The following is an 18,970-nucleotide window of genomic DNA, read 5'->3' as shown; positions in this document are numbered from 1 at the left end:
CAGGGGGGACCCTGTGGGAGAGTAGGACGCCGCCGAACAAATTTTGATGGAAGGGCCCTGTACCGTAATGGTACGGGGCCCTTTCTGTTTCTGTTGTGTTGTGAAGTGTTTGTGTTGTGTGTTCAGCCCCGGTTCACCCCCCGTTTCTGTGGGGGGAGGCCCGGGGCTTTTCTGCGTCCTGGGGCCGGTAGAAGGCTCACGTAGAAGACTCACTGGGACGACGGGAAGGACTTACCAGGAGAGGACTTCAGCAGCTCACGAGAGGACTTCAGTGGCTGAGGGGCTCGGGCCAACGGGCTCGGGCCTGTTCGGCCGAGCGGAGCAGGACCAGCGGAAGCAGCCCCTGGTCCTGGCCGCTCGACAGCAGCTCCGGAAGGCGGGGAAGCGGGGCCACCGCGGCGACATCGTCCAGGACGAGCGTCAGTGGTGGGTCGAGCCGGCCGGCGGATGACCGTGCGGCCATGCGGCGGCCGTGCTCGACCACGTCTGCTGCCAGTGCTGTGAGCAGAGGCATCGCTCCGGGGTGGGACCGAGGGTCCTCGATGGGCTCGCCCACCAGATAGAGCGTTCCCCCCTCGGCCGCAAATGATTCCAAAGTGAGGGAATCGGTCCTGTTCGGAGTGCATGACTGACGGATATGGACCGATGAGAGAGCGGAAAGCGCTCGGCCCGCCAACTGCTGGGCGACCTCGCGTCGTTCGGGATGGGCGGTGAGCGCCGACTCCAGCAGTCCCGCGAGCCCTCCCGCGGCCTTGGGGTGCGTACGCAGGACGCGTACGGCCTCCTGGGCGCCGCCGCCCTGGGCCCAGCGGTGGACCTGCTTGACGCCCCGGCCGTCCACGGCGGCGGCATGCAGCCAGCAGCGCAGCAGCGTCTCGGCGGTGTCGGCCATCGCCGCGTCGAGAAGAGCGCGCGGCCGGACCGGAGCGAGGAGAGCGGTGGCGCGGGCGGCGGCCGTCTCCGCGTTCTCGCAGCCGGCCGTGGGGGACCAGTGGAGGCGTGCCGGGGTGTCGCAGAGGTGGCCCGGGTCGTAGACGAGTACGGGGCCGAGCTTCGCCCGGGTGTCCTTGGTCTCCGACCACAGGCCGGGGTCGGAGGTCACCACGAGCACGGGGCCTTCGGCGTCCAGGACGGCCTGAAGGGCGGTGGGACGGCGGGTGGCCTGGTCTCCATAGAGAAGCCGGGGGGCCCGGGGGCCCGGTACCGCTCTGCCGACCGGGAGGGGTGAGACAGCCGTATCGCGGACGGGGTCCGGTACCAGTGCAGGGGCCGGAGCCTGGGCCTGAGCCGACGAAGGGACAGGATCTGTCACCGGGACGGGCCCCGGCGTCGGATCCGGCGCCGGAGCGGACACGGTCTTCGTCAGAGACGGTGGTGCGGCGGCCTCCGGCGCAGGGGAGACAGCCGCTTCCCCGGCCCTGGCCCCTGCCCCAGCTCCGGCGCGGGCCGCACGGACCTCGGCCCGGCGTGCCTCCCGTACCGCCTTCCAGCGGGCCAGGGTCCCCAGGGCCCAGACCGTCAGCACCGCGAGGACCATCAGCTGGCCGATCACCAGGCCCCAGAACAGCCCGTACCGCGGCAGCTCCCCCGCGGGAGTGGCGGGCCAGGCGGCGGGCAGATCCTGGGGTGCCGAGATCAGGGAGCGTACGGCCAGTGGCGCGTTCTCGAAGGTGACGGCCGTGGGCCAGGAGCCGTGGGCCAGGAGGCCCGCCAGGCCCGTCCCGGTCCAGATCAGTACCAGTGCGGAGGCCCCCAGCGCGAGCAGGCCCAGCAGCAGGCCGTCCGGGACGCCTCCGGCGCCCCCCTGACCCGGGCGGCGCTGTTCCGGTTCGCGCATCTCATGCCACCGTCGACTCGGACGACCCGTTGAATCGGGCCGCGCGCTGTTCGGTCTCCCACTCCGCGGCGGCCAAGTCCTCGGACAGCGTGGGTGCCGAGGCTTCCGTCATGGCCCGGTCGGTGAAGACCAGCGGCCGTTCCGCCTCGGTGATCAGATGTTTGACGACCTGCACATTGCCGTTGACGTCCCAGACCGCGATACCCGGGGTGAGCGTCGGAATGATCTCGACGGCCCAGCGGGGCAGCCCCAGCACCCGGCCGGTCGCCCTGGCCTCGTCGGCTTTCTGGGCGTAGACCGTACGGGTGGACGCCATCTTCAGGATCGCCGCGGCTTCCCGCGCCGCCGCGCCGTCCACGACATCGGAGAGATGGTGGACGACGGCGACGAAGGAGAGGCCGAGCCGGCGGCCGAACTTCAGCAGCCGTTGGAAGAGCTGGGCGACGAAGGGCGAGTTGATGATGTGCCATGCCTCTTCGACGAGGAAGATGCGCTTCTTCCGGTCCGGGCGGATCCAGGTGTGTTCCAGCCATACCCCGACGATCGCCATCAGGATCGGCATGGCGATGGAGTTGCGGTCGATATGGGAGAGGTCGAAGACGATCAGCGGGGCGTCCAGATCGATGCCCACGGTCGTCGGGCCGTCGAACATGCCGCGCAGGTCGCCGTCGACCAGCCGGTCCAGCACCAGCGCGACATCCAGGCCCCAGGCCCGTACATCGTCTATGTCGACGTTCATCGCCTCCGCCGACTCCGCCTCCGGGTGGCGCAGCTGTTCGACGATATCGGTCAGCACCGGCTGGCGGTTGGTGATGGTCTCGTTGACGTAGGCGTGGGCGACCTTGAGGGCGAAGCCGGAACGTTCGTCCAGGCCATGGCCCATCGCGACTTCGATGATCGTACGGAGCAGGGCGAGCTGGCCCGTGGAGGTGATCGCGGGGTCGAGCGGATTGAGCCGGATGCCGCCGTCGAGGGCGGTCATGGGGTCGAGCCGGATGGGGGTTATCCCCAGCTCCTGTGCGATGAGATTCCACTCGCCCACCCCGTCCTCGCCCTGGGCGTCGAGGACGACGACCTGGCGGTCGCGGAAGCGGAGCTGGCGCAGGACGTAGGTCTTCTCCAGCGCCGATTTGCCGTTGCCGGACTCGCCGAGGACCAGCCAGTGGGGTGCGGGCAGCTGTTGGCCGTACAGCTGGAACGGGTCGTAGATATAGCCCTTTCCGCTGTAGACCTCACGGCCGATGATCACGCCTGAGTCGCCGAGGCCCGGCGCCGCGGTCGGCAGATAGACGGCCTGCGCCTGCCCGGTGGAGGTGCGCACGGGCAGCCGGGTCGTCTCCACCTTCCCGAGGACGAAGGAGGTGAAGGCCTCGGTGAGGGCGGACAGCGGATCTCGCATCAGGATCAAGGCCCCTAACGGCGGATGCCGGTCGCGAACGGCAAGGTGTTCACAAAGGCCCGGTGGTGCTCGCGGTCGCACCACTCCAGCTTCAGATACGACTTACCGGCCGAGGCCCTGATCGTCCGCTTGTCCCTGGCCAGCGCCTCGGGCGAGCGGGACGACACAGTGATGTACCCGACGAGGTTGACGCCTGCCGCACCACTGGCGAGATCTTCACCCCGCTGGTCGAGCCGTCCGTGCGCGGCGATGTCGCGGGGGTCGACCGTACGGTTCATCTTGGCGGCGCGGCTGGCGTCGGCTTCGTCGTTGGTCTTCTCGGTGAGCATGCGTTCGATGGCGACCTCGGTGGGTTCGAGGTCCATGGTGACCGCGACCGTACGGATCACATCGGGGGTGTGGACGAGGAGCGGGGCGAGGAAGTTGACGCCGACCGGGGTCATCGGCCACTCCTTCACCCAGGCGGTGGCATGGCACCAGGGCGCGCGGGTGGAGGACTCACGGGTCTTGGCCTGGAGGTAGGTGGGCTCCATGGCGTCGAGCTCGGCGGGCCAGGCGTTCCGCTTGGTCATCGCCTGGATGTGGTCGATGGGGTGGTCGGGGTCGTACATGGAGTGCACCAGCGAGGCGAGCCGGCCCTGGCCGAGCGGCTGACGGACCCGGATGTCGGCCTCGGCGAGCCGGGCGCAGATGTCGGTCAGCTCACGGGCCATGACGACGGCCAGGCCCGCGTCCTTGTCGAGCTTGCGGGACTTGGTGGCCGCGCGGGTGGCGCGGGCCATGGCGTGGGCCTCGGCGGCGAGCTCGCGGGTGTAGTGCATACAGGCGACGAGATAGGCGCGGTGCTGCTCGCTGGAGGTGGAGACCATCGACTGGAGCTGGTCGTAGGAGTCGCGCAGCCAGGGGGGGGCCTGGGCGTCTCCGCGCTGGGCGACGTCCTTGGCGTGGGCGTCGGGGTCGGCGGGGAGGGTGCGGGCGAGCATCTGGATGCGGGTGACGAAGCCGTCGCCGTTGGCGACGTGCTTGAGCAGGGTGCCGAAGCGGTCGACGAGGGCTTCCTGGTCCTCGCTGTCGCGCAGTCCGACGCCGGGGCCCTCGATCTCGATGGCGGCGGTGACGGTACGGCGGTCGGCGTGGAGGAGTACGGCGATCTCGTCGGGGCCGAAGGGGGCGGCGAGCCAGTTGATCCGGCCGATGCCCGGGGGCGGGCCGACCTCCACCTCGCGGCCGTCGAGCCGGGTGCCGGCTTCGACGGCGGTGGAGCGGTAGGCGGTGCCGCGGCGCACGGTCCGCTTGAAGCTGCGGTTGATCTCGAACCACTTGTAGAAGGTGCGGTGCTTGTACGGCACGTACACGGCGGCGAGCGCGAGCAGCGGAAAGCCCATCAGCAGCACGATCCGCAGGGTGAGCACGGGGACCAGCAGTCCGCTCATCATGCCGAGGAACCCGCCGGCGACGATCAGGGCGATCTCGCCGGTCTCGCGGTTCTTGCCGACGATCGCGTTCGGCCGGGCCCGGCCGATCAGATAGGTACGGCGGGGCGCGATGGGATGGGAGTGGGTGGTCAACGCCCTCCACCTCCTGTGCTCTTGCGGTTGCTGTGCGGGGTGTTGGTGGCGGGGTTGCCGCTACGCGGCGGCGGGGCGGCGGCTCCCGAGGGGGCGGCCGGTGCGGCGGCGGTTCCGGTGGGGCGGCTGCTGTGGGCGGCGACGCCGCCGCCGATGGGATTGGCGGGGCGGGCGGCGCCTCCGCCGGAGCCGCTGTCGCCTCCGCCGCCGGTGTTGCCCCGGGCGCTGTGGGTCTTGATGCCCTGGGAGACCAGGGCGGCGGGGGAGCTGATGACGGCGGCGGCGCGGTTCTCGACTCCGCCCTGGACGCGGTTGTTGCGGGAGGCGACGATCTCGTCGCCGAAGCCCGGGACGAAGCGGTAGATCATCCCGGAGGCGATGATCGCGAGGATGATGATCGCGAGTCCGGAGACGATCGCGGAGATGCCGTCGGGGTCCTCGGCGTTGGTGAGGGCGCCGGCGAGGCCGAGCACGATGGCGATGACCGGTTTGACCAGGATGATCGCGATCATGATGCCGGCCCAGCGGCGGATGTTGCCCCACATGTTTTTGTCGACGAGTCCGGAGTAGACGACGACGCCGAGGAGCGCACCGACGTAGAGGACGATCGCGCGGATGAACAGTTCGAGGTAGAGGACGCCCGCCGCGACGATGGTGACGAGCGAGACGACGATCTGCATGATCGGTCCGCCGCCGATGTCATTGCCTTGTTTCAGGGCGGCGGAGAAGGTCCCGAAGAACTTGTCGGTGGTGTCGGTGTTCCCGCCGATGATGACCTCGGTGACGCTGTCGGTGGCGGAGACGAGCGTGTAGAGGATCAGCGGGGTGAAGGCGGAGGCGAGGACGGTCAGCCAGAGGAAGCCGATGGCCTCGGAGAGGGCGGTGGTGAGGGGGACGCCCCGGATGGCCCGCTTGGCGATGGCGAGGAGCCAGAGAAGCAGGGTGAGGACGGTGGTGGCGGCGAAGACGATGGCGTACTGGGAGAGGAAGGTGGTGTTGGTGAAGTCGACGGAGGCGGTGGAGTTGACCGCCTTGGAGAGGGTGTCGACGGTCCAGGACGCGGCGTCGGCGCAGGCGCGGCCGAGGGCGGCGAGGGGGTCGGCGGCGCTGGTGGGGTCGAGGGTGGAGCGGCTGGTGCCACCCGGCTCGCCGTCGTTGCAGAAGTCCTGGGCTGGGCCACGAATCAGATCGCACGATCCGTCGCTCTGGCTCGGAGACGGAGACGGGGAACCGGACTGAGTGGGATTCGGGGTGGGAGTCGGAGCCGCTGCCGCCTTGGCGGCCAGGACCACTGCTGATGCCTGGAGGCCGGCGAGTACAGCGGACAGCGACACGGCACGGCGACGACTACCGGGCATAAGTGAACCCTCCGAACTGCTCGACGGCATCGGCCATCTCCTCGGCGTCGGAAGCTCTCTGATCGCGGCCGACCGGCACGGGACCGTCCTTCTGCGTGTAGTCGATGACCTTCCAGTCACCGTCTGTCCACGTCAGCTGGAACGTGTTCGTGTACCAGCTCTGGCTGACCGGGGTCTTGGAGCTCTCGCCCGCCATCCCGAACAGAGCTGAGTACCAGACGGAGACGCGCGCGGTCTCGCGGCTGAAACTCTCGACTTTGGTCCCCAAAGGGTTGAAGCGTGAGACGAAGAGCATGCCGCTCGGGGCTGTCCCATCGGGCTGCAGTCCGATGCCGGTGAGGAATTTCTCGTCGGAGTACACCTGGTCCAGGTCGTCACGGCGGGCATCGGCCACGCTGGGGGCGTAGACCGTGTTCACGATCGGGTCACGCAGACTCTTGTCGTACATCCCGTCGGACCCCAGCGCCACCGCGTAGTTCGCCGCCGCGCTCTGCGCCCCCTGCTCGTCCCGGGCGTATCCGGTGGGGATTCCGCCCGATTTCCCCTTCACCGGCTTTACCCCCGTGGCCGCCGTCGGGTCCGCGCCGCCCGGCTTGGCGCCGGCGGGGGAGTCGCTGTCGTCGCCGCCTCGGTTCGCGAAGGCGATCGCCGCGATCAGGAGGACGATGACCCCCACCACCGCGATCAGTGAGCGGGAGCCCCGGGGCCGGCGGCGGGGGGCGCCGTAGGCGTCGGTGTCCGCGGTGCCGGGGAGGCGAGTGCGGGTCTGGCCTGTGCCGCCGAAGTCGTCGTCCCCGCGGCCGCCCGTGTCGCCGCGGTAGCCGTGGTCGTCGCCGAGGCTCATTTCGCTTGTTTCCCCTCGCTCCGCTGGGGGAGACGTCCTCCCTCAACCAGATGCGGATCCGTGTCGTATGGCTGCGCCGGCTCCGTGTCGCATGACAGGGAGTCATACGACGACGGTAGTCGTGCTGCGTTCCGCGCGGGCGCGGTGTGGTGACTCGACATCAGGGAGACGCAACCTCTGAGGGTGGGCCGGGCACGCGGTGGGGGGAGGGGATGGGGCCGGGGAGAGCGGGGAGGCGCGAGGTCGGGTCAGACGGCCATCCCGTACACGATCGTGAATACGGTCCCCAGTGAGCCGATGATGAAGACGCCGGTCAGTCCGGCGACGATCAGGCCCTTGCCCTGCTCCGCGCTGAAGGTGTCGCGCAGCGCCGTCGCGCCGATGCGCTGTTTGGCCGCGCCCCAGATCGCGATGCCGAGGCAGAGCAGGATGGCCACCGCCATCACCACCTCGATCATCACCCGGGCCTCGTTCCCCAGGCCTCCGAAAGGCCCCCAGTTTGGAGCGATTCCGCCAATGATGGTGGTGATGTCGCCCTTTTCGGCTGCCAGGATCATGTGTAACTCACCGCCCCTGTCGGGTTGTTCGCCGCCCGTGCCCCTCGGCACGGGTCATCGCTCTATCTTCGCTGATGAAACCGCCCGCGTATGCCGACTTGGCGGGTCTCTTTACCCGATCTCCGCACGTATGACCGATCCCGCTGCTCCGGCCTGCGGAGAACAGGGCCAGATCACTGAGAGGGGTTCACTTTCGTCACTCTGTGTATCACGGAGCGTGACTCCGGGCAATGACTGTCGTTGTTCCACCTTTGGGGCGCTACTCACGTTTCGGACGGGTGATGTCCGCTTTGGCGTCCTCCTCCGGTCGGGGCGCGCGGGGTCCCGCCGCCGTGGGTTTCCGGACGGCCGGCGGGGTCTGTTCCGCGCAACGCCTTCCCCCGGGCGGCTCCTTGGATACGTTGTCCGGCGTGACTGGAAACGAGGACATACGCGAGCGGATCGACACCACGCGCCCGCACACCGCCCGTATCTGGAACTACTGGCTCGGCGGGAAGGACAACTACCCCGTCGACCGTGAAGCCGGTGACCAGATACGGGCGATCCATCCCGGCATAGGGGATTACGCCCTCGCTGACCGGCTCTTCCTCGGGCGGGCCGTGCACCATCTGGTCGGCCGCGCCGGCGTCCGGCAGTTCCTCGACATCGGCACCGGGCTGCCCAGCGCCGACAACACCCACGAGGTCGCCCAGCGGACCGCGCCCGACGCCCGGGTCGTGTACGTGGACAACGACCCGCTGGTCCTCACCCATGCGCGGGCCATGCTCACCAGCACCTTCGAGGGCCGGACCGACTATCTCGACGCCGACCTGCGCGATGTGGACGCGATCCTGGAGCGGGCGGCGGGGACGCTCGACTTCTCCGAGCCCGTCGCGCTGATGATGCTGGGCGTGGTGATCTTCGTCGAGGATCACCAGGAGTCGTACGACGTCGTACGCCGCTTCATGGCCGCGCTCCCCTCCGGCAGCCATCTGGTCCTCTCCCATACGATCACCAGCCCGTCGATGCCGGAGGTGGACGCGGCGGTCGCGTTCTGGAACGAGCACGGCACGCCCCGGCTCACCCAGCGCACACCCGCGCAGGTCGAGCGGTACTTCGACGGGCTGGAGCTGCTCGAACCGGGGGTGGTGTCCTGCTCCCGCTGGCGGCCGGAGTCGGCGTCCGGGTCGGGGTCGCCGTCCGGATCGGGGTCGCCGTCCGGATCCGGATCGGGATCGGGGCCGGAGGACGTACGGGAGCGGGGAGCGGCCGAGCCCGACGAGGTGGCGATGTTCGGGGGCGTGGCCAGGAAGCCGTAGGGCCGCGGGAGTCCGGCCGGACGCCCCGGGCCGGAACGCCGTACGGCCGCGGGGCCCGCCCGGCCGGACACCCGATGCCGTCCCCTTCGTCCACCTCCTGAATCACCCTTCCCCCACCTACACTGGCGCAGGGTGCGTACTCCCCAGGGGTGAAGGGCGGTTGACGGTGCGTAAGGCGTGGCTGGTCGTGGTGGTGTCCCTCGGGACCGCCCTGGCGTTTGTCGCACTGCTCGTGATCGGCACCTTCTCCGCAGCCGCCGGGCTCTTCGGCGCGAACGCCGGGACCAAGGGGGCCGTCGGGCTCGCCAAGGGCGCGGTGCCCGCCCGGTATCAGCCGCTGGTGCAGAAGTGGGTCAATCTCTGCCCGGCCATCAACCCCGCGCTGCTGGCCGCCCAGCTCTACCAGGAGAGCGGCTGGAACCCCCAGGCGCAGAGCCAGGCGGCAGCACAGGGCATCGCTCAGTTCATCCCCGGGACCTGGGCCGTGCACGGCGTCGACGGGGACAAGGACGGGGACCGCGATGTCTGGGATCCGTCCGACGCGATTCCGTCGGCCGCCTCATACAACTGTTCGCTGGCCAAATATGTGAAGAAGGCGCCGGGCGATCCCACGAACAACATGCTCGCCGCCTACAACGCGGGCCCGTACGCGGTGATCAAATACGGCGGTGTCCCCCCCTATAAGGAGACACAGAACTATGTGAAGGTCATCCGCACCCTGGAGAAGAGCTTCGCCCGGCCCATCGGGCGGGTCGATCCCTCACGGCAGGCCGCCGGGGCGATCGCCTTCGCCCAGCAGAAGCTCGGCACAAAGTATCTGTGGGGCGGCAACGGCACCGCTGAGCAGGACGGACGCTTCGACTGCTCCGGGCTGACCCAGGCCGCGTACCGCACGGTGGACATCGAGCTGCCCCGGGTGGCCAATGATCAGTACAACGCCGGACCGCATCCCTCCCGTGCGGAACTGCTCCCCGGCGATCTGGTCTTCTTCTCCGACGACCTCACGAACTCCAGGGCCATCCGGCACGTCGGCCTCTATGTCGGCGGCGGATATATGATCAACGCTCCCCGTCCCGGAGCCGTGATCCGCTTCGACAAGATCGACACTCCGGACTACTTCGGGGCCACCCGGGTCACCGAGGACGGCGCGAAATCGCTGCCCACGCTGCCTCCGGCGGCCTGACAGGGTGTTCCGGACGGCCGGCGCGTCTCTGTTGAGTCAAGGCCCTGAGCTGCGGCGACGTATTTCTCTTCGATAACGTCATGGTGATCGTTCAGTGGAGAGTGGAACGCCGGCGGGAGTCAGGCCGTTCCCTGGACGGAGCAGCCGCGCCGGTCCCGCAGCAGTCACCGGACAGTCAGCACAGGCCGGCGGCAGCGGTGCGTCCCGCGATGCGCCGCGACCGTGCCGGAGCGGGCGAGGGCGCGGGCGCACGCAGACATAGAGCAGTTCAGGGCGACGGAAGGCAAGGGGCCGCAGCAGATGGCTGGACTCGCAATGGGGATCCCCCTCGCGGAGCCAAAGGCGGGGCTCTCCCTCGCGGATGCGAGCGGAGGGCCGGGACCCGATCTCAGTCTGCTCTACGACATCAACGGGCTGTCCAAGGCCGCCCCGCCCTGGGTCGACCGCATCATGGGGTTCGTCGGCGAGTACGGAATCATGTTCGGGCTCGTCGTCGTCGGGCTCTGGTCCTGGTGGAGCGTCCGCCGCAGCGGCACCCGCGAGGACTCGATCGCGGCCGTCACCGGACTGGTGTGGGCCCCGCTCGCCGCCGCTGTCGCCGTGGTGGTCAACATCCCCATCCGCGGCTTCGTGGAGAGACCGCGGCCGTTCGTCGACCATGACGGCCTGGAGGTCCTGGTCTCCGGCAAGACCGACTTCTCCTTCGTCAGCGATCACTCCACCATGGCCATGGCGATAGCCGTGGGGATCTTCCTCGCGCACCGGAAGCTCGGCTTCGCCGCGCTCGGGCTCGCGGTCACCGAGGGCTTCCTCCGGGTGTACATGGGAGTGCACTACCCGACCGACGTCATCGGCGGGTTCGCGCTCGGCACGGCGGTCACCCTGCTGCTCGCTCCGCTGGCGATGGCGCTGCTGACCCCGCTGGTGTCCGCGATCGCCGGTTCCAAGGCGGGTGTGCTCGTACGGGCGAAGCGCCCGGGGCGCGGCGGCGGGCGGTCCGGACGGCTGGGCATCCCCGAGCCGAGGGCCGAGGGCCCCGGGCAGAAGGATCTCGCCGCCTGAAGCCGCCTGACAGCCGTCTGAATCTGCCTGAACCTGCCAGGCCCCTCTGAGTCATCGGCCCCCCGCGCACCGCCCCCGAGCCATCGGCCCGGGCGGCGGGTGCACGGGGGGCCGGTTCGTTCAGCGACGGTCGCGACGGCGGTCCCGGCCGCGCCGCTGATGGCGGCGGACGATCACGACTGTGCTCAGGGCGGCCAGCGCTCCCGTCGCGGCGACGGAGAGCGAGCTTTCGATCGGACCCTCCGGCTTCGCGGCGGCGGGCAGGAACAAGGGCGGGGGCCCGGGCGGGGACACGGGCGCGGCGGCGGGAGGGAGGAGGGAGGCGGCACCGGCGGCTGTGCCGAGGGGGAGTACGAGGGTGACGGCCGTGGCCGCGGTGAGCACGGCTATTCGTCCGCCGTGGAGTGCGCGGCGGAATGTGGAGCGCTTCATGGCATGACGTCCTGAGGTCGATGTCCGGTGCGGGTGCGATGCCCGGGGGCGGGGAGTTCTTGTGAACAAGCGCACCGCCTCAGCGGGCGGGAGGCCATCCGGACGCCTCCATACGGGTCATGGCGCCCGCGGACTCCGTGATTCCGTACCGACCGGATTCCGTACCGACCTAGGCGGACCGGTGTGTCAGGGCGTCCGCGCGCGCTCGGTCGCGGGAGCGGCGGGCCGGGCCCGCCCAGCCGCAGGAGCAGCGGGCCACGGTGAAGGAGCCGCGTTCGTCGGTGGTCGTCCGGTGCGGCCCGGGAGTGTCGGCCGGGGCGTCTTGCAGAAGCACGGCACCACGGTACTGGGCAGGGTCCGCAGGGGGATCACCGCGTGACGACGGGCCCCGGTTCTCGTTAGGCGAGACGGGCTGAGGTCCCTGAGAAGCGGCGGTTGTGGTGTCAGGGGGTTGGCGGACGATGGTGCGGCAGCACGGACTCAGGGGCGCGGCGGTCTCCGCCGTCGCCGTACTGGGGGCGATGGCGATGGGCGGCTGCTCGGTGGACGGGCGGGGTGCCGATGAGCGGCCGGCGCTCGGCGGCGTACCGGGGCAGACGGGCCGGGTGGAGCAGGCGGGGCGGGCGGCGGGTGGGCCCGTGGCGGAGGTGCGCGCGGCGGCCGACGCGCTGGTCGCTGCGGGCAGCGCCAGGGCGCGTACGTCGATGGAGACGGCCGCCGGGGGCACCCGGGTGACGATCCGGGGAGCGGGCGGCTATGACTTCGTCCGCCGTACGGGCCGGCTCACGGTCGTGCTGCCCAGCGATCCGGCTGGCGCGGACGAGCACCGTCCGGTGACCGAGCTGATGACGCCCGGGGCGCTGTACATGAAGAACCGGGGCGCGGGGGTGCCCGCCGACAAATGGGTGCGGGTCGATACGACCACGCTGGCGGACGGGAATCTGGTCACCGGCGGCGCGACCGATCCGCTCGCCGCGGCCGAGCTGCTGCGCGGCGCCCGGGAGGTGACGTATGCGGGGGATGAGGAGTTCGAGGGCGCCGCGGTGCGGCACTACCGGGGCGAGGCCGACATCGGGCAGGCGGCGGCCCGGATGGCGACATCGCCCGCGAGGGCCTCGATGGCGGCGGCGGCGAAAGGGTTCGCCAGGGACACCGTGCCGTTCGACGTCTATCTGGATGACGAGGGCCGTATCCGGAAGGTGATCCACCGCTTCAGCTTCAGCCATGGCGGCGGCACGGTCGCGGTCACCTCGACCACGGTGCTCCATGACTTCGGGACTCCGGTCGCCGTACGTCTGCCCGAACGGCAGGACATTTACGCCGGAAGGATCAGGGGCTCAATGGTCCGGACGTGCCATGCGCCGTCCGTTCGTCGCTCCTACGCTAGGAAGTCGGTACCGGCAGGAAGAGGTGAATGCACGTGGCTCCGCCCAGTACGACATTGGTCCAGGACCACGTGGCCCTCGCCGAGATCGAGCTGTGCGGCGATTTGATCATCGCAGCCTCGGCCGCGGACGGGGAACGGCTCAGCTTCGACCGTATCGACGAGGTGCTGAAGGTGGCGGGCGAGCGCTCCGCGCTCCAGGTCCACCAGGGGCAGCAGGTCCAGCAGGGGTGACCACGGCGGGGCCGGGGCGACGGTGCGCCCCGGCCCCAAGCCGGTTCCCGGCCGCGCGCCGGCTCCCGGCCCCAAGCTGGCTCCCGGTCCCGCTTCGCCTCCGGCGGCCCGTCCCGCGATGCCGCCGGAGGCTGAGCGTCCCGGGCGGCTCGGGCGGGCTCAGGTGCGCAGCAGTCGGGCGATGGCCTTCGTCGCCTCTTCCACCTTGGCGTCGATCTCGTCGCCGCCCTTCACGGCCGCGTCGGCGACGCAGTGGCGCAGATGCTCTTCGAGCAGCTGGAGCGCGAAGGACTGAAGGGCCTTCGTGGACGCGGAGACCTGAGTGAGTATGTCGATGCAGTAGACGTCCTCGTCGACCATCCGCTGCAGGCCCCGGACCTGCCCCTCGATCCGGCGCAGTCGCTTGAGGTGCTCGTCCTTCTGCTTGTGGTAGCCGTGGGTGCCGCGGTCCTGGTCGGCGGACGACGCGCAGTCGATGGCTGCGGCGGTGTCCGTGACCGGGGCGCCGGCCGCCTCGGTGGTCGTCATCGGGTCCTCCCGTTGTCCTGCGGTGTGTATCCGGAAAGATCTAACGTCCGGAAAGGTCTGTGTCCGGAAAAGAGTGGTCCACGACGCGAGGCCATATACCCCTCACGGGTATATGTTACCGAACAGCGCGGCATCGGCGCCCGCCCGCGCCGCCGGGCCCCCTGCTCAGCTCTCTGCCCGATGGGCGACACTGAGGAACACCGGTTGGCCGTGGCCGGATGAATGCGCCTAGCATCAGCGTGTCCGAACCCAGAGCCCCCGAGGACTCCACGTGCGATTTCGTCTGACCCCCAGGGAGACGAGCTTCTACGACATGTTCGCCGCATCCGCGGACAACATCGTCACGGGCTCCAAGCTCCTCATGGAACTGCTCGGGGCCGAACCCTCCGCACGTGCCGAGATCGCGGAGCGCATGCGGGCGGCGGAACACGCGGGCGACGACGCCACCCATGCCATCTTCCACCAGCTGAACTCCTCGTTCATCACACCATTCGATCGCGAGGACATCTATAAGCTCGCGTCCTCTCTCGACGACATCATGGACTTCATGGAGGAGGCCGTCGACCTCGTCGTCCTCTACCAGGTCGAGGAACTGCCCAAGGGCGTCGAGCAGCAGATCGAGGTACTGGCGCGGGCCGCGGAGCTGACGGCGGAGGCCATGCCCCATCTGCGGACCATGGACGATCTCACCGAGTACTGGATCGAGGTCAACCGCCTGGAGAACCAGGCCGACCAGATCCACCGCAAGCTTCTCGCGACGCTCTTCAACGGCAAGTACGACGCGATCGAGGTGCTCAAGCTCAAGCAGATCGTGGATGTGCTGGAAGAGGCGGCCGACGCCTTCGAACATGTGGCGAACACCGTGGAGACCATCGCGGTCAAGGAGTCCTGACGCTTGTGGACACCTTCGCTCTGATCGTGACCATCGGTGTCGCGCTCGGATTCACGTACACCAATGGGTTCCACGACTCCGCGAACGCGATCGCTACATCCGTCTCCACCCGGGCACTGACGCCGAAGGCCGCGCTGGCCATGGCCGCGGTCATGAACCTGGGGGGCGCTTTCCTCGGTCAGGGCGTGGCCAAGACGGTCAGCGAGGGGCTGATCGAGACGCCGCACGGCAGCAAGGGGATGGGCATCCTCTTCGCCGCGCTGCTGGGCGCGATCGTATGGAACCTGGTCACCTGGTACTTCGGCCTGCCGTCGTCCTCGTCGCACGCCCTCTTCGGCGGGATGGTGGGCGCGGCGCTCGCGGGCGGCACGGAGGTGATCTGGTCCGGGGTGCTGGAGAAGGTCGTCATCCCGATGTTCGTCTCGCCGCTGGTCGGGCTGGTCGCGGGCTATCTGGTGATGGTCGCCATCCTGTGGATGTTCCGCAAGGTCAATCCGCACAAGGCCAAGCGGGGCTTCCGGATCGCCCAGACGGTCTCGGCCGCCGCGATGGCGCTGGGCCATGGCCTCCAGGACGCTCAGAAGACGATGGGCATCGTGGTGATGGCGCTGGTCATCGCCGATGTGGAGCAGCAGGGCGACGAGATCCCGGTGTGGGTGAAGATCGCGTGCGCGGTGATGCTGTCGCTGGGTACGTACGCGGGCGGCTGGCGGATCATGAGGACGCTGGGCCGCAAGATCATCGAGCTGGACCCGCCGCAGGGGTTCGCCGCGGAGACGACCGGGGCCTCGATCATGTTCGGATCGGCGTTCCTCTTCCAGGCGCCGATCTCCACCACCCATGTGATCACCTCGGCGATCATGGGTGTGGGGGCGACGAAGCGGGTGAACGCGGTCCGCTGGGGGGTCGCGAAGAACATCGTCCTGGGGTGGTTCATCACGATGCCCGCGGCGGCGGCCGTGGCGGCGATGAGCTACGGCGTGGTGTGGCTGGTCTTCGGCTGAGACTGAGGCTGAGGCTCAGGCCGGAGTCCGCCGGGCGTTGTCAGTGCCGTCCCCTACTGTTCCCGTAGGGCGCTGAGGCCGTCCTGGGGCGTCCGTGGCACGGCCTGGGGTCCGGTGCCGGGAGGCGCCCGGCGGGGGTGTGGCGGGTCGGGCGCGGGGTCCTCGGGGGCGGTCGGCGCTCGTGCCCTGGCGGGGATGCGAGTGGGCCCGCCCCCGGGGAGGGAGGGCGGGCCCTTCGTCTTGCGGTGGCACCGCCATGCAGCACCGCGAGACGTTCTCAGAGCGCGGACCGGATCCGCACCGTGCGGCCCCGGCAGCGCGGACCTACCGCGCCCCCGGCCGCCCGGTGGCACGGACCCGGCTCCGCCCCCGGCCGCCGGCGGCATCGGGGCGGTGCTCGTCGCCGGTGCTCGGCGTCGGCGCTCGGCGTCGGTGCTCGGCGTCGGTGCTCGGCGTCGGGGTGCGGGCGTGGGGCTCAGCCGAAGCGGCCGGAGATGTAGTCCTCGGTCGCCTGCACCGACGGGTTGGCGAAGATGCGCTCCGTCTCGTCTATCTCGATCAGCCTCCCCGGCTGGCCCACCGCCGCCAGGTTGAAGAACGCCGTACGGTCCGAGACCCGGGCCGCCTGCTGCATGTTGTGGGTCACGATCACGATCGTGAACCGCTCCTTCAGCTCACCGATCAGGTCCTCGATCGCCAGCGTCGAGATCGGGTCCAGCGCCGAGCAGGGCTCGTCCATCAGCAGGACCTCAGGCTCGACGGCGATGGCGCGGGCGATGCAGAGGCGCTGCTGCTGGCCGCCGGAGAGGCCCGAGCCGGGCTTGTTCAGACGGTCCTTGACCTCGTTCCAGAGGTTGGCGCCCCGCAGGGACTTCTCGACGACGTCCGCGAGCTGGTTCTTCTTGTACGAGCCGTTCAGCCGCAGGCCCGCCGCCACATTGTCGAAGATCGACATGGTGGGGAAGGGGTTCGGGCGCTGGAAGACCATGCCGACCGTGCGGCGCACCGCGACCGGGTCGACGTTGGACCCGTACAGATTCTCGTCGTCGAGCATCACCTTGCCCTCGACCCGGCCCCCGGGGGTGACCTCGTGCATCCGGTTCAGGGTGCGCAGGAAGGTCGACTTGCCACAGCCGGAGGGTCCGATGAAGGCCGTCACCGAGCGCGGCTCCACCGTCATCGAGATGTCCTCGATCGCCTTGTGGGCGCTGTAGTAGGCGGTCAGTCCGCTGACGTCGATTCGCTTGGCCATCTTCTTAGATCACTTCCAGGAGGCCGCGGTCAGCGGCCGGTCTTGGGGGCCTTCCAGCGGGCGATGCCGCGGGCCACCAGGTTGAGGAGCATGACGAAGGCGATCAGGACCAGAGCGGCGGCCCAGGCGCGGTCGTACGACGCCTCGCTGCCGACCCGGTACTGCTCCCAGATGTAGAAGGGCAGTGAGGACTGCGCGCCTTCGAAGGGGTTGGCGTTGATCAGCTGGCTGCCGAAGACCAGCAGCATGATCGGTGCGGTCTCGCCGGCGATCCGCGCGACCGCCAGCATCACGCCGGTGGTGATCCCGCCGAGCGCGGTCGGGACGACCACCTTCACGATCGTGCGCCACTTCGGGACGCCCAGGGCGAGTGCCGCCTCGCGCAGCTCGTTCGGCACGAGCTTGAGCATCTCCTCGGTGGAGCGGACCACGACCGGGATCATCAGGATCGCCAGCGCCAGCGCGCCCATCAGACCGGACGGGCTCAGCTGGAACATCAGCATGATCGAGAGGATGAAGAGACCGGCGACGATCGACGGGATGCCCGTCATCACGTCGACGAAGAAGGTCACGGCCTTGGCCAGCGCGCCCTTGCCGTACTCGACCAGATAGACCGCGGTCAGCAGGCCGATCGGCACGGAGATCACGGTGGCGAGGCCGACCTGCTCCAGGGTGCCGATGATCGCGTGGTAGACGCCGCCGCCCGCCTCGAAGCCCGGCACACCGGCCATGGAGTGGGTCAGGAAGTAGGTGTCGAGCACCTTTATGCCACGGCTGACGGTCACCCAGATCAGCGACAGCAGCGGCACCACGGCCAGGATGAAGCACACCCAGACGACGCTGGTGGCCAGCCGGTCCTTGGCCTGCCGCTTGTTCTCGACCGCCGAGGTCACGGTGTAGGAGATGAGGACGAAGAACAGGGCGGATACCAGACCCCACTGCGTTCTGCTCTCCCAGCCGGCCAGCGCGCCCAGGCCGCAGCCCAGCGCGATCGAGGCGGCGGCGAAGCCCACGGGGGCCCAGCGGGGCAGGGCCCGGCTGCTGAGCGGGGACTTCGGGGAGGGCGGCACGGGGGCGGGCCGGTCCTGTACGGCTGTCTGGCTCATGCGTTGGCCCCCGAGTACTCCTTGCGGCGGGCGATGATGAGGCGGGCCGCGCCATTGACCAGCAGGGTGAGGATGAACAGCACGAGGCCGGAGGCGATCAGGGCGTCCCGCCCGAGCTCATTGGCCTCGTCGAACTTCGCGGCGATGTTCTGGGCGAAGGTGCCGCCGCCCGGGTTGAGCAGATGGAACGAGATCACAAAGCTCGGCGACAGGACCGTGGCCACGGCCATCGTCTCGCCGAGCGCGCGGCCGAGCCCCAGCATCGAGGCGGAGATGACTCCGGAGCGGCCGAAGGGGAGGACCGACATCCGGATGACCTCCCAGCGGGTCGCGCCGAGCGCCAGGGCGGCTTCCTCGTTCATCCGCGGGACCTGGAGGAACACCTCCCGGCTGACGCTGGTCACGATCGGCAGGATCATGATCGCGAGCAGAATGCCCACGGTGAAGAGCGAGCGGGCGACTCCGACCTCGGTCTTCTCGAAGAGGTACGTCCACGCGAAGAACTCGTCCAGCCAGAGGTTGAGCCCTTCGAGGTACGGCACCAGGAAGAGCGCGCCCCAGATGCCGTAGATGATCGACGGGACGGCCGCCAGCAGATCGACCACATACGCGAGGGGCGCGGCGAGTCTGCGCGGCGCGTAGTGCGAGATGAACAGCGCGATGCCCACGGCGATCGGCACGGCGATCACCATCGCGATGACGGAGCTGACGACGGTGCCGAAGAGCAGGACCGCGATGCCGAAGACCGGCGGGTCGCCGGCCGGGTCCCAGTCGAAGGTGGTGAGGAAGTTGCCTTCGTCGGCCGAGATGGCGATCGCGGAGCGGTAGGCGAGGAACCCGGCTATCGACGCCATGATCGCCAGGAGCAGAATGCCCGAGCCGCGCGAGAGGGCGAGGAAGATCTTGTCGCCCGCGCGGCCGGTGGAGGTGCTCTTCTCCGTGGCGACCGGCGGAGCCTGCGTCGGGGGAGGAGAGTCTATGGGTGTGGTTGATGCCATGGTCTTTCCGGTCTGTGTGGGGGAGCGGCGGCTC

General features: G+C 69.6%; 18 protein-coding genes and 1 pseudogene. 7 read left to right on the top strand and 12 right to left on the bottom strand.

Annotated features, from left to right (window positions below; genetic code table 11):
- Positions 1-268 precede the first annotated feature (268 nt).
- The 6 genes from FF041_RS33340 to FF041_RS33315 form a co-directional block, all read right to left on the bottom strand.
- Positions 269-1,837, bottom strand: a complete 1,569-nt coding sequence (locus FF041_RS33340) for a P-loop NTPase family protein (protein ID WP_153526186.1) — start codon at positions 1,835-1,837, stop codon at positions 269-271.
- 1 nt (position 1,838) lies between these two features.
- Complete coding sequence (locus FF041_RS33335; RefSeq protein ID WP_153526185.1) at positions 1,839-3,236, bottom strand: ATP-binding protein; 1,398 nt, start codon at positions 3,234-3,236, stop codon at positions 1,839-1,841.
- Between the two features lie 14 nt (positions 3,237-3,250).
- A complete protein-coding gene (locus FF041_RS33330; RefSeq protein WP_153482059.1) occupies positions 3,251-4,804 on the bottom strand; it encodes an SCO6880 family protein in 1,554 nt (517 codons plus the stop codon).
- Positions 4,801-6,162 carry a hypothetical protein gene (locus tag FF041_RS33325; protein WP_153526184.1) on the bottom strand — a complete coding sequence of 454 codons (1,362 nt, stop codon included), beginning with the start codon at positions 6,160-6,162 and terminating at the stop codon, positions 4,801-4,803. Before FF041_RS33325 ends, FF041_RS33330 begins: the two co-directional genes overlap by 4 nt.
- Entirely contained in the window at positions 6,152-7,006 is an 855-nt protein-coding gene (locus FF041_RS33320; protein ID WP_153526183.1) for a hypothetical protein, read from the bottom strand. Before FF041_RS33320 ends, FF041_RS33325 begins: the two co-directional genes overlap by 11 nt.
- Before the next feature lie 248 nt (positions 7,007-7,254).
- On the bottom strand, positions 7,255-7,563 hold the full coding sequence (locus FF041_RS33315) for a hypothetical protein (protein ID WP_153482055.1): 309 nt from the start codon (positions 7,561-7,563) through the stop codon (positions 7,255-7,257).
- Between the two features lie 401 nt (positions 7,564-7,964).
- Here FF041_RS33315 and FF041_RS33310 point away from each other — a divergent pair, with 401 nt between their 5' ends.
- From FF041_RS33310 to FF041_RS33300, 3 genes are all read left to right on the top strand, one after another.
- Positions 7,965-8,861, top strand: a complete 897-nt coding sequence (locus FF041_RS33310; RefSeq protein WP_228388801.1) for an SAM-dependent methyltransferase — start codon at positions 7,965-7,967, stop codon at positions 8,859-8,861.
- Positions 8,862-9,027: 166 nt separating this feature from the next.
- Positions 9,028-10,044, top strand: coding sequence for a C40 family peptidase (locus tag FF041_RS33305; protein WP_323393433.1), 1,017 nt, complete (start codon positions 9,028-9,030; stop codon positions 10,042-10,044).
- 300 nt (positions 10,045-10,344) lie between these two features.
- The gene (locus FF041_RS33300; protein ID WP_407698220.1) at positions 10,345-11,106 is read left to right on the top strand and encodes a phosphatase PAP2 family protein; all 762 of its coding nucleotides are present in this window, start codon (positions 10,345-10,347) and stop codon (positions 11,104-11,106) included.
- A 120-nt stretch (positions 11,107-11,226) separates the two neighbouring features.
- Here the strand turns inward: FF041_RS33300 and FF041_RS33295 are convergent, their stop codons facing one another.
- On the bottom strand, positions 11,227-11,538 hold the full coding sequence (locus tag FF041_RS33295) for a hypothetical protein (RefSeq protein ID WP_153526180.1): 312 nt from the start codon (positions 11,536-11,538) through the stop codon (positions 11,227-11,229).
- A 169-nt stretch (positions 11,539-11,707) separates the two neighbouring features.
- Complete coding sequence (locus tag FF041_RS33290; RefSeq protein WP_153526179.1) at positions 11,708-11,872, bottom strand: hypothetical protein; 165 nt, start codon at positions 11,870-11,872, stop codon at positions 11,708-11,710.
- Positions 11,873-11,999: 127 nt separating this feature from the next.
- Here FF041_RS33290 and FF041_RS33285 point away from each other — a divergent pair.
- Positions 12,000-12,872 (top strand): annotated as a pseudogene (locus FF041_RS33285) (hypothetical protein); the annotation flags it as partial.
- An 80-nt stretch (positions 12,873-12,952) separates the two neighbouring features.
- Positions 12,953-13,156: a hypothetical protein gene (locus tag FF041_RS33280; protein WP_153526178.1), complete on the top strand. Its 204-nt coding sequence runs from the start codon at positions 12,953-12,955 to the stop codon at positions 13,154-13,156.
- 159 nt (positions 13,157-13,315) lie between these two features.
- On the opposite strand, the gene FF041_RS33275 is transcribed toward FF041_RS33280, so the two are convergent.
- Entirely contained in the window at positions 13,316-13,684 is a 369-nt protein-coding gene (locus FF041_RS33275) for a metal-sensitive transcriptional regulator (protein ID WP_153486589.1), read from the bottom strand.
- Positions 13,685-13,955: 271 nt separating this feature from the next.
- Here FF041_RS33275 and FF041_RS33270 point away from each other — a divergent pair, with 271 nt between their 5' ends.
- Together FF041_RS33270 and FF041_RS33265 are read left to right on the top strand one after the other, a co-directional pair.
- Entirely contained in the window at positions 13,956-14,576 is a 621-nt protein-coding gene (locus FF041_RS33270) for a DUF47 domain-containing protein (protein ID WP_323372310.1), read from the top strand.
- A 5-nt stretch (positions 14,577-14,581) separates the two neighbouring features.
- Positions 14,582-15,580 (top strand): inorganic phosphate transporter, encoded by a 999-nt coding sequence (locus FF041_RS33265; protein WP_323372309.1) that lies wholly within the window; start codon positions 14,582-14,584, stop codon positions 15,578-15,580.
- Between the two features lie 475 nt (positions 15,581-16,055).
- On the opposite strand, the gene pstB is transcribed toward FF041_RS33265, so the two are convergent.
- From pstB to pstC, 3 genes are read right to left on the bottom strand one after another with little or no spacing between them, the layout of a single operon-like run.
- The gene (gene pstB / locus FF041_RS33260; protein WP_153526177.1) at positions 16,056-16,832 is read right to left on the bottom strand and encodes a phosphate ABC transporter ATP-binding protein PstB; all 777 of its coding nucleotides are present in this window, start codon (positions 16,830-16,832) and stop codon (positions 16,056-16,058) included.
- 29 nt (positions 16,833-16,861) lie between these two features.
- A complete protein-coding gene (gene pstA / locus FF041_RS33255; protein ID WP_153526176.1) occupies positions 16,862-17,938 on the bottom strand; it encodes a phosphate ABC transporter permease PstA in 1,077 nt (358 codons plus the stop codon).
- Positions 17,935-18,936 carry a phosphate ABC transporter permease subunit PstC gene (gene pstC, locus FF041_RS33250; RefSeq protein ID WP_153526175.1) on the bottom strand — a complete coding sequence of 334 codons (1,002 nt, stop codon included), beginning with the start codon at positions 18,934-18,936 and terminating at the stop codon, positions 17,935-17,937. The genes pstA and pstC overlap by 4 nt, the downstream gene beginning before the upstream one ends.
- Between the last annotated feature and the right edge of the window lie 34 nt (positions 18,937-18,970).

The sequence above is a fragment of the Streptomyces jumonjinensis genome, from assembly GCF_009600885.1.
Lineage (GTDB): Bacteria > Actinomycetota > Actinomycetes > Streptomycetales > Streptomycetaceae > Streptomyces > Streptomyces jumonjinensis.
This window is presented reverse-complemented; position numbering and strand designations above follow the sequence as displayed.

Coding starts and splice junctions, on each gene's coding strand:
- FF041_RS33315 (WP_153482055.1), bottom strand. CDS start 7,563: ATGATCCTGGCAGCCGAAAAGGGCGACATCACCACCATCATTGGCGGA.
- FF041_RS33340 (WP_153526186.1), bottom strand. CDS start 1,837: ATGCGCGAACCGGAACAGCGCCGCCCGGGTCAGGGGGGCGCCGGAGGC.
- FF041_RS33335 (WP_153526185.1), bottom strand. CDS start 3,236: ATGCGAGATCCGCTGTCCGCCCTCACCGAGGCCTTCACCTCCTTCGTC.
- FF041_RS33295 (WP_153526180.1), bottom strand. CDS start 11,538: ATGAAGCGCTCCACATTCCGCCGCGCACTCCACGGCGGACGAATAGCC.
- FF041_RS33275 (WP_153486589.1), bottom strand. CDS start 13,684: ATGACGACCACCGAGGCGGCCGGCGCCCCGGTCACGGACACCGCCGCA.
- pstB (WP_153526177.1), bottom strand. CDS start 16,832: ATGGCCAAGCGAATCGACGTCAGCGGACTGACCGCCTACTACAGCGCC.
- pstC (WP_153526175.1), bottom strand. CDS start 18,936: ATGGCATCAACCACACCCATAGACTCTCCTCCCCCGACGCAGGCTCCG.
- pstA (WP_153526176.1), bottom strand. CDS start 17,938: ATGAGCCAGACAGCCGTACAGGACCGGCCCGCCCCCGTGCCGCCCTCC.
- FF041_RS33280 (WP_153526178.1), top strand. CDS start 12,953: ATGCACGTGGCTCCGCCCAGTACGACATTGGTCCAGGACCACGTGGCC.
- FF041_RS33320 (WP_153526183.1), bottom strand. CDS start 7,006: ATGAGCCTCGGCGACGACCACGGCTACCGCGGCGACACGGGCGGCCGC.
- FF041_RS33325 (WP_153526184.1), bottom strand. CDS start 6,162: ATGCCCGGTAGTCGTCGCCGTGCCGTGTCGCTGTCCGCTGTACTCGCC.
- FF041_RS33300 (WP_407698220.1), top strand. CDS start 10,345: ATGGCTGGACTCGCAATGGGGATCCCCCTCGCGGAGCCAAAGGCGGGG.